Annotated in this window: 14 protein-coding genes; 3 read left to right on the top strand and 11 right to left on the bottom strand. The window is 63.9% G+C overall.

Annotated features, from left to right (window positions below):
- Window positions 1-27: 27 nt before the first annotated feature.
- The 4 genes from AC3A6X_RS28070 to AC3A6X_RS28085 form a co-directional block, all read right to left on the bottom strand.
- On the bottom strand, window positions 28-576 hold the full coding sequence (locus AC3A6X_RS28070; protein ID WP_487845224.1) for a c-type cytochrome: 549 nt from the start codon (window positions 574-576) through the stop codon (window positions 28-30).
- Between the two features lie 131 nt (window positions 577-707).
- A complete protein-coding gene (locus tag AC3A6X_RS28075; protein WP_487845225.1) occupies window positions 708-1,682 on the bottom strand; it encodes an ABC transporter substrate-binding protein in 975 nt (324 codons plus the stop codon).
- 938 nt (window positions 1,683-2,620) lie between these two features.
- Window positions 2,621-2,749: a hypothetical protein gene (locus AC3A6X_RS28080; protein ID WP_487845226.1), complete on the bottom strand. Its 129-nt coding sequence runs from the start codon at window positions 2,747-2,749 to the stop codon at window positions 2,621-2,623.
- A gap of 247 nt (window positions 2,750-2,996) precedes the next feature.
- Window positions 2,997-3,737, bottom strand: a complete 741-nt coding sequence (locus AC3A6X_RS28085; protein WP_487845227.1) for a Crp/Fnr family transcriptional regulator — start codon at window positions 3,735-3,737, stop codon at window positions 2,997-2,999.
- 283 nt (window positions 3,738-4,020) lie between these two features.
- Here AC3A6X_RS28085 and AC3A6X_RS28090 point away from each other — a divergent pair, with 283 nt between their 5' ends.
- Window positions 4,021-4,653: a response regulator gene (locus tag AC3A6X_RS28090; protein ID WP_487845228.1), complete on the top strand. Its 633-nt coding sequence runs from the start codon at window positions 4,021-4,023 to the stop codon at window positions 4,651-4,653.
- A 109-nt stretch (window positions 4,654-4,762) separates the two neighbouring features.
- Here the strand turns inward: AC3A6X_RS28090 and AC3A6X_RS28095 are convergent, their stop codons facing one another.
- From AC3A6X_RS28095 to AC3A6X_RS28110, 4 genes are all read right to left on the bottom strand, one after another.
- Complete coding sequence (locus tag AC3A6X_RS28095; protein ID WP_487845229.1) at window positions 4,763-5,890, bottom strand: sensor histidine kinase; 1,128 nt, start codon at window positions 5,888-5,890, stop codon at window positions 4,763-4,765.
- 266 nt (window positions 5,891-6,156) lie between these two features.
- Window positions 6,157-6,786 (bottom strand): hypothetical protein, encoded by a 630-nt coding sequence (locus AC3A6X_RS28100; protein WP_487845230.1) that lies wholly within the window; start codon window positions 6,784-6,786, stop codon window positions 6,157-6,159.
- 149 nt (window positions 6,787-6,935) lie between these two features.
- Window positions 6,936-7,094 carry a DUF3309 family protein gene (locus tag AC3A6X_RS28105; protein ID WP_487843492.1) on the bottom strand — a complete coding sequence of 53 codons (159 nt, stop codon included), beginning with the start codon at window positions 7,092-7,094 and terminating at the stop codon, window positions 6,936-6,938.
- A complete protein-coding gene (locus AC3A6X_RS28110; RefSeq protein WP_487845265.1) occupies window positions 7,091-8,284 on the bottom strand; it encodes a DesA family fatty acid desaturase in 1,194 nt (397 codons plus the stop codon). The genes AC3A6X_RS28105 and AC3A6X_RS28110 overlap by 4 nt, the downstream gene beginning before the upstream one ends.
- 357 nt (window positions 8,285-8,641) lie before the next feature.
- Between AC3A6X_RS28110 and AC3A6X_RS28115 the strand changes: the two genes are divergently transcribed.
- Both AC3A6X_RS28115 and AC3A6X_RS28120 read left to right on the top strand, forming a co-directional pair.
- Window positions 8,642-9,334 (top strand): Crp/Fnr family transcriptional regulator, encoded by a 693-nt coding sequence (locus tag AC3A6X_RS28115; protein WP_487845231.1) that lies wholly within the window; start codon window positions 8,642-8,644, stop codon window positions 9,332-9,334.
- A 239-nt stretch (window positions 9,335-9,573) separates the two neighbouring features.
- A complete protein-coding gene (locus tag AC3A6X_RS28120) occupies window positions 9,574-9,864 on the top strand; it encodes a hypothetical protein (RefSeq protein ID WP_487845232.1) in 291 nt (96 codons plus the stop codon).
- Window positions 9,865-10,021: 157 nt separating this feature from the next.
- Here the strand turns inward: AC3A6X_RS28120 and AC3A6X_RS28125 are convergent, their stop codons facing one another.
- The 3 genes from AC3A6X_RS28125 to AC3A6X_RS28135 all read right to left on the bottom strand — a co-directional run bounded on the left by AC3A6X_RS28125 (window position 10,022) and on the right by AC3A6X_RS28135 (window position 12,544).
- A complete protein-coding gene (locus tag AC3A6X_RS28125; RefSeq protein WP_487845233.1) occupies window positions 10,022-10,246 on the bottom strand; it encodes an oxidoreductase-like domain-containing protein in 225 nt (74 codons plus the stop codon).
- A 67-nt stretch (window positions 10,247-10,313) separates the two neighbouring features.
- The gene (locus AC3A6X_RS28130; RefSeq protein ID WP_487845234.1) at window positions 10,314-11,297 is read right to left on the bottom strand and encodes a Bug family tripartite tricarboxylate transporter substrate binding protein; all 984 of its coding nucleotides are present in this window, start codon (window positions 11,295-11,297) and stop codon (window positions 10,314-10,316) included.
- Window positions 11,298-11,323: 26 nt separating this feature from the next.
- A complete protein-coding gene (locus tag AC3A6X_RS28135) occupies window positions 11,324-12,544 on the bottom strand; it encodes an acyl-CoA dehydrogenase family protein (RefSeq protein ID WP_487845235.1) in 1,221 nt (406 codons plus the stop codon).
- Window positions 12,545-12,557 lie beyond the last annotated feature (13 nt).

A 12,557-nucleotide genomic window follows, 5' to 3' on the forward strand; every position in this document is an offset into this window, starting at 1 on the left:
AAGCGCTATTGAGCAGCGGCGTCGAGGTCAGCGCAGCGAAGCCAAATGCGCGGCCAGCGATTCGATCTCGGCGTTGCTGAGGTCGGCAAACAGCGGATCGGGCTTCGCCGCGGTTCCGTGCGACCGCGTGCCGCTGCGCATCAACTGCAACGACCAAGTGGTGTATTGCACCTTTTGCCCAGCGAGCCGTGCCGCGCCGGCGTTGGTCCCCTGCAACCCCGAACCGTGGCAGGCGGCACATCGCAGGCGATCGGCCAAAGCGCGTCCCGTATCGCGGCCCGACGTTTGGGTGGCAGGTGGGGGCGCCAGTGCCGCATAGTGTTCGGCGAGGTCGGCGACGTCCTGCTCGCTCAACTCCGCGGCGAGGCTCACCATCACCGGGGCCGTACGTTTGCGCTCGCGGAATGCACGCCACTGCGCAATGAAGTAGGCCTTCGGCTGCCCTTCGAGCAGCGGCACCGTCGAGTGGATCGTTTGGGTCGACGAATGGCAAGATGCGCAGCGCGCCGCGGCGAGCCGCGCGCCAGCTGCAGCATCGGCGGCCGCCGTGCCGTGCGCGGCCAGCAGGCAGCCCATTAGCGCAGCGGCTGCAGCTGCAGCTGCAGCTGCCTGCCGAGCACGATTAGCGATCATTTCGCGCGCCGGATCGGCGTTTGCGCACGTCCCGCAATGGCCTGCAGGAATTGGGTGCGCGGCACGACTGTGAGTCACTGAATGACCTCGTCTGCGAGCACCAGCAGCGATCTGGGTACCGTCAGGCCTAACGCTTTCGCCGTTTTTGAGTTGATCACGAACTCGAATTTTGTTGGCTGCTGGATCGGCAGGTCCCCTGGTTTTGCACCCTTGAGAATCTTGTCGACGTAGCTCGCGGCGCGTTGGAAGAGATCGATGAAGCTTGGCCCATACGACAAAAGACCGCCCGCCTCAACGAACAGCTTCTCGTCGTAGCTGCTCGGAAGCATGTTCCTCAATGCGAAGTCTGCAATAAGCTGCGGGTGCTTGAAGCTGACTGGATTGCCGAAGGCGTGCAAGGCATCTGCTCGGCTGGCAGTCAGGGTCGCGAAGGCGGCGGGGTAGTCGTCCGGCGTACGCACCTCGATGGTCTGGATCTGCACACCGACCACAGCAGCGCCCGCCAGCATTTCCCGGAACCCGTATGTCTCGATCCGGCTCACCGGATTCCACACCACGGCGACCCGGGAGACCTTGGGTGCGATCGCCTTGAGCAGCTCGAGGCGCTTGCCTATGAGTTCCGGTGCGACGTTGCTAAACCCCGTGATGTTGCCGCCCGGGTGCGCGAGGCTCTCGGCGAGGCCCATTTTTTCTGGATAAGAGGAGATCGCCATGACGATCGGGATGGAGCTTGTCGCCTGCTTGGCGGCCAGGGCCGCCTGCGTGCTCGACGTAACGATGAGGTTCACCTTCGATTCGACGAGTTCGGCAGCAAGCTCGGGAAATCGATCAGCCTTCCCTTCCGCCCATCGCCACTCGATCGTGATATTGCGGCCTTCGGCGTAGCCCAGTTCGCGAAGTACCCGACGAAAGGCGTCCCAAGCTGTCCCGTAGGTGCTGCCGAGAATCCCGATCCGGGGCGCGTTCGTGTGCTGCTGCGCGGAGGTGACGAGGGGCGAGGTAACAAGGCCACCCGCAACGCTGCCGATGAACGCTCGCCGATCTGTCACTGAACCACCTCGTCGACAATGGAAGTCCACCCATACTACGCTTCCGCGCTGGGTCCGAGCGCGGTGCGATCAAGACGTGGGAAGCCGCTCGATTCGCGATCATCGCCGGCATCGATAGTCCGCTGCTTGGGGGCGCGAAAGATCTGCTGGGGGCTACTGCGAAACGCTTCTTCAATGGGAGAACGCGCGCGACATGGACGACTTGTTTGCGCACATTGGTCGAGTGACTGGAAGGCCTGAGTTGCCCTCATCGTGGGGGCATCGTTGGTGGATTTGATCCGCTTCGACTCTGGATGCGTGAGCGGCGCCAGTCGAGATCCGCAGCCACGGCCAACGCGCGCTGTACGACGCTGCCTTGCGCTCGAACAGATCGCGATGCGGCATCAATGGGTTCATCTTGCATCGTGATCGGCCCGAAGGCAGTGAGTGCCTTGCCGTCGTGGTAGCACTCCGAGGTCGGAGCCGTCGCCGAGAGTGCCAAGATCGCGCCCACGCTGGGCGCACAAGAAAAAGCCGCCGATCGGCGGCGGCTTTTGGCGCCCCTGGAGCGGAGCGAGTTTCGAAAGGCCTAGCCCTTCTGACCTTGCCCCGGCTGCTGAGGTGTTGTCGGGCTGCCCTGGCCCGGCTGCTGCCGTCCGGGATTGTTTTGCTCTTGCTGACCCGGCTGACTTGGTTGGTTCCCCGGTTGATTCGGATTGTTTTGACCTGGTTGATTTGCCATGGACGTCTCCTTAAGTGTGCAGAGCGACATCGCTCCAAAACCAATCTAGGCCGCCCGCACAGCGATGGTGTAGCCATGTGCCGGGTCAGCCCGTAGGACCCGACGGAGCCCGGTTTGCCTTTCGGATTCACGTTGCGACGCGACTCGCTAGTGCAACGGCTTACGCGCGACGAGCATCTCGTAGAACGCGGGCGGCACCCCGTCGAGGGGGCGAACCTCAACGCATGCCCCGCACCAGCGAGCATGCGAAGAACCAGAACTTGCCGAGCTTTCCCGCATTGTGCGTTGGTGGCAGGCGATCGATGGAATGGAAATCCGTGTAGCCATAGCTGCGCAGCAGCTCCACGACCCTTGGACCGCGACTCACCTGCACTGACCTTCGAGCAGCACTTCGGCGAGTTCGTGCATGGCAAGTCGAATGGATCGGCGCCCCCTTGCACCGGGCGTCCCACAGGACGGTTGGACGCAACTCTCAGCGTCGTTCCCGAGGGTAGGTCGGCAAAGACCGTACTGCCCCCGAAGCTATCCGTGAATGCACCGCCCCCTCAGACGGGACATGCATGCCAAGGCCATTGCCGGCACGTGCAGGCGTGTCAGGTAGCAATCTTGTTCGGTAGCAAGCGATCAGTCTCTCGCTTCACCACCTCGTAGCATTCGCACACGTGCCGTTCGAGACCCGGACGGTCCAACACGGTGATGTGACCGCGGGAATACTGGATCAGGTTCAGGCGGTGCAGCTTGCCGGCCGCCTCCGTCACCCCCTCGCGTCGCACACCGAGCATGTTGGCGATGAGTTCCTGAGTCATGACCAATTCGTTGCTCGGCAACCTGTCAAGGCTCAACAAGAGCCAGCGACACAACTGCTGCTCGAGCGAATGGTGTCGATTGCATACCGCCGTTTGCGACATCTGTGTGATCAGCGCCTGGGTATAGCGCAGCAGAAGATGGAGCAACGGCCCGCCCTGCTCGACCAGTTGCTTGATGTGGCTTGCGCTCAGGCGAAACGCATAGCCCGCACTTTGCACCACCGCCCGGTTTGGCGTGCTGCCTCCGCCCATCAAGAGCGACACGCCGACCATGCCCTCGAATCCTACGACCGCGATTTCGGCGGATTGTCCGTTCTCGAGCACGTACAACAGCGACACGATGCAATCGGTCGGGAAGTACACATGCTGCTGGACCACCCCCGACTCGTAGAGGACCTCGCCCAACTTAAGCTGGACCAGTTCGAGGAGCGGCGTCAGACCGGCTCGCACCGCCGAGGGCATCACTTCCAGCAGGCCGTTGCGCGCCGAAGGTGGGCGCGGCGAAAACGAGTTCGGAGTCGAGGTCATGACAAGCCGGAGCCCCAGAAATGCGTCATTGTGTCTGAATGTAGCGCAGCCTTTGTGCTATTGCAAAACCCACTTTTTGCATCAGTTTCATGGCCGCACGCGCAACACCGGCGGAGAACACTGGCCACGTTCGCGCGTTGGCACGGCAACGGTGCGATTTGCAATTTGACAGACGCAGAACCCGGCTCGCTTGTGCGCTTGCGCACAGACGCAAATGAAAAGATCGACGATATTGGCCTTGGCGCGCCTGCTCGGCAAATGCGACAGAAAAGAGGCAACAAAAATGATCAAGATCGGCGTCGTGGACGACCATGCCATCGTGCGCTCCGGCTTGCGCCAGTTCTTCTCGGAGTATGTCGACCTGCGCGTGACGGGCGAAGCAGCCAGTGCTCGCGAAGCGATCGAGCTTGTGCGCACCACCGAACTCGATGTGCTCGTGATGGATCTCGCGATGCCCGGGCAAAGCGGCATTGACGCGCTGGCGATGATCCATGCCAAGGCGCCGGACGTCGGCGTCCTGATCCTGAGCGGCTACCCCGAGGAGCACTACGCGATGAACCTGATCCGCCAGGGCGCGAGCGGCTACCTCAACAAGGAATGCGAGCCGATGGAAATCGTGAACGCGATCCGCGTCATCTCACGGGGCCGCCACTACATCACCCCGGGCGTGGCCGAGCTGCTGGCGCGGCAGCTCGATCGCAAGGACGACGCGGCCCCGCACGAGCAGTTGTCAGAACGCGAGTTCCAGGTCTTCCTCAGGCTCGCCAAGGGCGAGACGACGGGAGACATCGCCAAGACCCTGTCCCTGTCCGTCAAGACGATCAGCACCTACCGCACGCGGCTGATGGAGAAGATGAACCTTTCCTCCAACAGCGAACTCACGTACTACGCCATGAAGAACAAGCTGATCGATTGAGCCTCGGCACAGCCGGCAGCGAACTCTGGTGGCACGCTGAGGCATTTCGACATGGCGCCCCTCCGCTCTCTGATCTACGAACTGGCCGGGGCAGGGGCGACAGGATTTGCTACTGAAGCGTCCTGCGCGGCAGTTCGATGGTGAAAACGCATCCGATGCCAGGTACGTCCCGCACGCTCAAGACACCGCCGTCAGCCTCGACATGCCGTCGCGCGATGGAAAGACCAAGCCCCAACCCGCTCTTATCGTCGCCGACCTGCACGAAAGGCCGAAAGATGCTTGCGGTAGCGCCTGGAGGGAGCCCCCCGCAGTTGTCCTTGACGTCGACCAGAACACGGTCACCTTTGGCATAGGCGCTCAGCGTGACCTCCGTTTGAGGGTGGGTGAACTTGAATGCGTTGTGGAGCAAGTTCACCAAGGCTGCCAAGAGACGTTCTCGATTCCCAGAAATGCCCAGCGTGGCGTCCACGTCGGTGACCGAAAACGTGCAGCCTTTTGCGCTCGCGTCCAACGAAGCCGCGTTCCTGGCCTCTGCCGCAAACAACGCGAGCGAAAAAGGCTCCGCATGCGGCGTTTCAACTGCGCCTCTGACCCGCGATAGCGACACGTCGAGCAGGGCCGCCAGAGCAGCCAAGCTCCTTTTCAACACGGCGCCCGTGGCACCACCGATTGGAACCCTCCCCGATTCCAGTGCCGCAAACGCAAGCGTTGCGGTATGCAGGTAATTTCGGAACTCATGTACCAGAACGCCGAGACGCTCGTTCTCCTCGGCGGACTGCTGCAGAGCGACGTTCGCGTCACGCGAGACGCCGAACTCGGTAACTGCATCGGCGATGGCGTTGTCGAGACAACGATTCAACGTGCGGAACTCATCGACGGAGAATGGGGCATCGCGCTCGACCGCAAGGTCGGTGATGGCTTGACAAAGGTCGCCGTAGTCGTGAACTACTTGGTCTACGGAAAAACCAAGCTCCAAGAGCTCCTTTCCATGCGCAGCGGCGCTCAGACCCATCTCGGACAAATCACTCGCATCACCGCCAGCGGCACCGGAAATCCTGAAGCTCTCGTCGACCTCGCCGTTTTCCTGTGCTTCCAGCGTTCTCATCAACTGGTCCAGGAACAGTGGAATGCCGTTGGCCAGCTGCGCTGCGGTCGCGGCCCGTCTGGGTCGCAGCGCAACTTTCGCCTTGCAGCGTGCAATCAACTCCTCTCGGTTGTTGGATAGAAATTTATGCATGTGGTGCTCCGTCAGTGGCCCCGGCTCCGTGGGACGTCGAACCGTTCAGCGGACGAGGGCTCGAGCGCCGAGCGAACGCAACACCGTCGAGCAAGCCTCGTCGGGGCGAGCGATAGGCATTCCCCGTCGACGACATCATGAATAAAACCCCTGGTGCAGGGATGAGTTCCCTACGCTGATTCCTGAAGCCAAAACGGTAGCGCCGCCGCACCAGTGTGCGGCGACGCTTCCCCATCTAGCCGATGGATGCAAATGCGTCCTGAGGCTCAGTTCTTGCCGAACCTTGCCTTTGCGGCCGCCATACAACCAGCCTTGGCATCACCCGACATACCGTCGCACTTCTCGGTTGCGACCTTGTAGTCGGCATCGCGCTTCTCTTGGCTGGCATCCACCTTGGCCTCGCCGATCTCCTTGCCCATCCTGGCGTTGGCCAGCGCCTTGGTCTGGATGGCCTTGGCCTCCTGGACGCAAACGTCCTTGGCATTGCCCGACTGGTCGTCGCACTTTTCCTTGGCGACCGCATAGGCCGAGTCAGCCTTTGCCTTGAGCATCTTGTTCTGGTCGCTGGACTTGGCGGTGTAGGCGTATTCCAGTTCGGCGCGCGCAACCTTCTCCTTGGCCTTGGCTTCCTCGAGACAGATGTCCTTGGCATTGGCGGTCAACGCAGCGCACGCCGCCTTGTCGGCCTTGGAGTCAGCACTGATGCGGGTCTTGCCGGCCTCGTAGTCGGCCTTGGTTATCTTGGCTGCCTGTGCGAGCGGCAGCACCAGCATGGCAACAACAAGAAGTGAAGCCTTGAGGTTGAAAATCCTGTTCATACGAGTCCCTTCTGCCAGGCGCGCCGGTAGAGCATTCGCAGGTCGAGCACTGCGCCGCCTGAGGCTCAGTGCCGGCATTGCCTTGTCTTCAAACTATACAAAGGCCGGGACCGTCTCGTCTGTGCGCTACCGAACAGTCAAGTGTGCTGGCGTGGTCCGCCGGGCACGGATGACGGTGGCACGTTTGAGTCTTCGTGCCGCCAGCCAGCAGGGTCTCCGGCATCGCGCTAGATCTTTCCCATCAGCAGCAGAACGACCACGACCAGCAACACCAGCCCGATGCCACCACTGGGACCGTAGCCCCATCCCCGACTGTGGGGCCAGGTTGGAATCGTGCCGATGAGCAGCAGGACCACAATGATCAGCAGAATTGTTCCGAGTGTCATTTCATCTCTCCAGCCAGTGAGTCGTAGCAGCGCAGCGTCCGGGAAAACGCACGCAGCGCACCAATGCCGCTGTCCTCGGCGCGTCCGCACCAGTCTTCCAGCTGTTTCACCAGCTGCTCCTTGGAGGCGGCAGATCGGCTCCACAGGGCGGTGAGATCCTGTCGCATCGCGTAGATGGTGCTCAGGACCGTGCTGGCGTGCAAAGCCTGCTGCAAGACGGCGCTTTCCTTCTCCGGCAACTCCGTCGCATCCCTTTGCAGCAGGTACTTGACAGGGTCCAGTGCCTTGGACTTCGTCATGATCCCGGTGCCCCGCAGCCGGAGGAGCTCTTCCACGGCCGTCGGGCGCAAGGACCTCGCAAACTTGGCCAGCACGTCGTAGCGGTGGGTGATGACCGCCTGCACCGTGCCCACGTCGCAACGGGTCTTCGACGGGTCGTAGCGAACCCTCGGCGCGACGTTGCGTACCTTCGCCAGGTGGATCACCTCCAGCACGCGGATGTACACCCAGCCGATGTCGAGCTCCCACCACCGGCTCGACAGCTTGGCGGAGGTCACATAGGCGTGGTGGTTGTTATGCAGCTCTTCGCCGCCGATCAGGATGCCCCATGGCATGACGTTGCTGGAGCTGTCGTTCGACGCGAAATTGCGGTACCCCCAATAGTGGCCGATGCCGTTGATCACGCCCGCGGCAAAGACCGGGATCCACAGCATCTGCACCGCCCACACGGTGATTCCGATCGGGCCGAACAGCACGATGTCGATGCCCAGCATGAGGCCAATGCCCAATACCGGGTGTCGTGCGTACAGCGTGCGCTCGATCCAGTCGTCGGGGGTTCCGCGGCCATACCGTTCGAGCGTTTCGGCGTTCCCGGCTTCCACGCGATAAAGCTCGGCGCCTTCGAGCAGCACTTTTCCGATGCCATGGACCTGCGGGCTGTGGGGGTCTTCGGGGGTTTCGCAGCGGGCGTGATGCTTGCGGTGAATCGCCGCCCATTCCCTGGTCACCATTCCGGTGGTGAGCCACAGCCAGAAGCGGAAAAAGTGGCTGGCCAGCGGATGCAGTTCCAGCGCGCGGTGCGCTTGATGCCGATGCAGAAAAATGGTGACCGCGGCGATGGTGACGTGGGTCAAGCCCAGCGTGGCCAGCACAAGCCCCCACCAGGGCAGATCGAGCAGATGGAGTTGCATCATGAGGTCTGTTATGGGACTACGCGATCTCCGCCATTGAATTCGGCAGTTGGCACGACGCCCCACCTGCAATCCTAGTCAAACGATGGCGATCGTCTGTGCGCTGGCGAACATACAAGACGGTATCGGCAGCCTATGCTCCTGCAAGTGCTATGAAGAGCAGCACCACGGTAATCCTGGAAGCCAGACCTACCCTGGAGCTCCCTGATGGCCGTTCCGCCTGCCTCAAGAAGGAAGCACCTGCTCGCCGCGCTCCGAAGCAAGCCGGGCTGATCTGCTACGCGCGCGGCCGCGTTCGGTACTGGACCGCCAAGGAGTGGGAACAACGCACTTGCGAGTGCTAGATCGGAGAGCCAATTGGGCACCGTCGAGAACCACCTTATCGAATTGCTTCCTCGCAACGATCGCCGGAGCTTGCTGGCCCTGTGCGAGCCGATCCAATTGGTGCTCGCCGAGGTCCTGTGCGATCCCGGCAAGCCGACTCAGCATGCCTACTTCCCGATCGACGGCTTCATATCGCTGGTCGCGCGGACCGACAGCCATACCGGACTCGAAGTCGGCATGATCGGCCGTGAGGGAATGCTGGGCGCGCAACTGGCCCTGGGCGTGGCCACTGTGCCCTTGCACGCACTGGTGCAAGGCCCCGGAGCAGCATGGCGCATAGCCACGGCTGACCTGCGGCGTGAACTTGCACGCAGCGCGGCACTGCGTCGCAGTCTGGACCGCTACATCTATGTCCTGATGTCTCAATTGGCCGCTGCGGCCGCATGCCTGCGCTTTCATCTGATCGGTCCGCGCCTGGCTCGCTGGCTGCTGATGAGCCAGGACCGCGCTCACTCCAACAGCTTCCATGTGACGCACGAGGTTCTTGCCCTCCTGCTCGGCGTGCGCCGCGTCGGCATCACGACGGCGGCCAGTGCCTTGCAGCGCAGCGGGCTGATCGAATACCACCGCGGTGACCTGACGGTGCTCGATCGCCGCGGGCTCGAGGCGATGGCGTGCCGCTGCTATGCCGCCGACCGACAGACGTACGCGGAACTGCTGCCTTGAAAGCTCAACATGTAAAGTGTGCTCGCGCTGGTGCTCTGCGTGTCCGCACCACCTTGAGACCGGTCGTCGATGCTGAGATTCCTTGGCACGTAGATGACCGAAATCGGCCTCATAGCGTGAGCTCGCCGAGCGGCCGGGAAAGACTGCAACCGCTGCAAAGCAACAATTGGCAGCCGACCGACTTTCTCATATCAAACCGATAGTGTGTGTACTCCGGATGCGAACGCCGGGACACTCACGTGGTGTTCAAGCCGCATCTCAACGCAGCCATCGAAAGCAGGGATCACGGTGCCCTCGGGCCGCCGCACCTTGCGCAGAGAGATCGCGATTCATCCCTCCCGCTCGTCCTTACGGACGATGAAGACATTGAAGCCATCTGCGCTTTAGTCCACGCAGGCCAAGCCAAGGCGGTGATGCAGGTCGTCTTCGACCCCCGAGGCGGATTCCCGCAACCCGGCGTTGTCGTGAGCGAGATCACGCCATCGGGCTGGATGGCGCTCCAGGTCCGCGCGGGCAAGAACACCACATGATGGTCAGAGGAGCAGTCGCGCGCGAGGCTACACCCACCTCTGCACCGCCTCCGCCGTATCCCCCGGCGTCGTGTTGAAGCAAATCTTCGTCCCCACCGCTCGCGCATGCACCACGTTTCGGTCCTCGTTCAGCCGCACGGCGATGCGCGTACGCCGCTCAGCCTCGTTCGCGTGCCAGGAGCTCCAGCGCATCATCCCGCCACCACCCCACCGCCGCGAAGTAGCCCTCCCAAACGCACCCTTCGCACCCCCGCCCGCAGCAGCTGGTGGGTTCCTCCGGCGGTTCTCGAAAGCCCTCGACGCCCTCGGCCCGGAGGCGGGCCTCGATCTGTTGCAGGACCTTGCGGGCCGAGAACGCATCGGTGATGGGAGGCAGTGGCACCCGTCGATGCTAGCGGCCTCGCCGTGGCCGCGTGTGCCGCGCGGGCATGCGGCTCCCGGCGCCGCCGCTACTGCGCCTCGATATTCGCCGCCTTCATCAGCTTCTCCGTCAGCGCAATCTCCGCCTGCAGGCTCTGCGCAAACTCCTCCGGCGTGCTGGGCACCACGGACGCGCCGGCGGCTTCGAGCTTCTCGCGGACATCGGGCATGGCGAGCGCCTGCGCGAGGGCGTCGCGCATCTTCTGCACCACCGGGGCCGGCGTGCCCTTGGGCACGGCCAGGCCGCCGAAGGAGACGAGCGCGATGCCGGGCACGCCGGCCTCGGCCAGAGTGGGCACCTTGTCGAGGCGCGCGTTGCGCTGGGACGAAAGCACGGCCAGGGGCTTGAGCTTGCCGCCCTGGATGTGGGGCAGCGCGGGGCTGACGAGCGCGATGGCAAAGTCGACCTGCTTGCCGGCCACGGCATTGGTGGACTCGGAGGCGCCCTTGTACGGCACGTGGAGCGCCTGCGTCTTGGTGGCCGCGAGGAACAACTCGGCGCCCATGTGCGAGGGGCTGCCGACCCCGCCGGAGGCATAGGCAAGCTTGCCGGGGTTCTTGCGCAGGCGCTCGACCAGGTCCTTGACGTTCCCGATGCCCGAGTCGGGCTGCGCGACGATGACCGAATCCGACTGCGTGATGCGGCCGACGTGGACGAAGTCCTTCATCACATCGAAGCCGGGGTTGCGGTACATGCGCATGTTGGTTGCCATCGGCGAGCTCGAATACACCCAGGTGTAGCCGTCGGCGGGGGCCTTGGCGGCGAGCTGGGCGCCGAGGTTGCCGGCCACGCCGCCGCGGTTCTCGACGACGATGGGCTGGCCCAGGATCTTCGACATGGCGTCGCCGGTGATGCGCACGGTGGTGTCGGGCGCAGTGCCGGCGAGGTAGGGCACGATCCACTTGATGGGGCGCGAGGGATAGTCCGGCTGCGCCTGCGCGCCGGTGGCGGCGGCAAGCGCGGCGCCGGCGAAGAAGAGGGCCGAGGCAGCAGTACGGGTGATGGCTTTCATGTTTTGTCTCCTTGGGTCTTTATGGGTCAGCGCAGGGCATCGCCCAGCAGCTCGCGGGCGATGGTGTTGCGCTGGATTTCGCTGGTGCCGGTGAGCACGCGGTACATGCGCAGCAGGCGGAACAAGAACTCGACGCGGCTGCCCTGGACGATGCCCTCGCCGCCATGCACCTGCACGGCGCGGTCGGCGATGCGGAAGGCGGTCTCGGAGCAGAACAGCTTGGCCATGGAGGCGTCGGCGCGGGCCTCGCCGCCGGCGTCGAGGGTGCGGGCCACGCTGAGCATGAGCGCGCGGGCGGCGGCAAGCTCGGTGGCCATGTCGGCCAGCATGTGCTGCACCGCCTGGAAGGCGCCGATAGGCTGGCCGAACTGGCGCCGCCGCGTGGCATGGGCGATCGAATCCTGCAGCGCGAGGCGCGCAAGGCCGAGCATCGCCGGGCAGTGCAGCAGGCGGTTGACGGTGATGCGGCCGAGCGCCAGCGCCAGGCCCTTGCCCTGTTCGCCGATGAGGTTGGCGGCGGGGATGCGGCAGTCGGTGAGGATGATGTTGCCGGTGCCCGACTGGCCGGCCAGGGTCTTGTAGCCGCTCTCGACGCGGAAGCCGGGGCGGTCGCGCTCGACGAAGAAGGCGGTGGTCTCGCGGCGCGCGGGGTCGTCGCTGGTGGAGGCGATGACGACGGCCATGTCGCAGAAGGGCGAGCCGGAGATGAAGCGCTTGGTGCCGTTGAGCACGAACTCGTCGCCCACGCGTTCGGCGCGGGTCTGCACGGCGCCGGCATCCGAGCCGGCCTCGGGCTCGGTGATGGCGAAGCAGATGGCCTTCTCGGCGCGGGCCACGGGGAGGATGAAGCGCGCCATCTGGTCGGGCGTGGCGTACTTCGCCAGCGCGCCGACGCGGGGCGGGCCGGAGAGCTCGCCGAGCACGTGCGCGGCCAGTGGGGAGCCGGTGGCGTAGATGGCCTCCTTGATGAGGCAGTGGTCCAGCACGCTGAAGCCGGCGCCGCCGAGGTTCTTCGGCAGGGTGATGCCGTAGAAGCCCTGGTCGCGCGAGCGGCGCCAGACCTCTTCGAGCAGCGGGCGCGGCGCGCCGGATTCGTAGCTGATGCCGTGCTCGGCAACGAGGGGCTGCAACTCGTCGTGGATGAAGGCCTCGACGCGCGCGATGAACGCGCGAGCGGCTTCGGAGCCTTCGAAGAGCGCGGCGGTGGGGCTGCTGCGCTGCGGGGCGGGGGTGGTGGTGGCGTCCATGGTGGTCTTTCGC

It is taken from the genome of Variovorax sp. Soil_C_12 (assembly GCF_057657375.1).

What these genes read in the sequence shown, in the direction of transcription:
- AC3A6X_RS28100 (WP_487845230.1), bottom strand. Translation starts at nt 6,786, where the DNA reads ATGCCGGCACTGAGCCTCAGGCGGCGCAGTGCTCGACCTGCGAATGCT.
- AC3A6X_RS28090 (WP_487845228.1), top strand. Translation starts at nt 4,021, where the DNA reads ATGATCAAGATCGGCGTCGTGGACGACCATGCCATCGTGCGCTCCGGC.
- AC3A6X_RS28085 (WP_487845227.1), bottom strand. Translation starts at nt 3,737, where the DNA reads ATGACCTCGACTCCGAACTCGTTTTCGCCGCGCCCACCTTCGGCGCGC.
- AC3A6X_RS28105 (WP_487843492.1), bottom strand. Translation starts at nt 7,094, where the DNA reads ATGACACTCGGAACAATTCTGCTGATCATTGTGGTCCTGCTGCTCATC.
- AC3A6X_RS28135 (WP_487845235.1), bottom strand. Translation starts at nt 12,544, where the DNA reads ATGGACGCCACCACCACCCCCGCCCCGCAGCGCAGCAGCCCCACCGCC.
- AC3A6X_RS28095 (WP_487845229.1), bottom strand. Translation starts at nt 5,890, where the DNA reads ATGCATAAATTTCTATCCAACAACCGAGAGGAGTTGATTGCACGCTGC.
- AC3A6X_RS28070 (WP_487845224.1), bottom strand. Translation starts at nt 576, where the DNA reads ATGGGCTGCCTGCTGGCCGCGCACGGCACGGCGGCCGCCGATGCTGCA.
- AC3A6X_RS28110 (WP_487845265.1), bottom strand. Translation starts at nt 8,284, where the DNA reads ATGCAACTCCATCTGCTCGATCTGCCCTGGTGGGGGCTTGTGCTGGCC.
- AC3A6X_RS28130 (WP_487845234.1), bottom strand. Translation starts at nt 11,297, where the DNA reads ATGAAAGCCATCACCCGTACTGCTGCCTCGGCCCTCTTCTTCGCCGGC.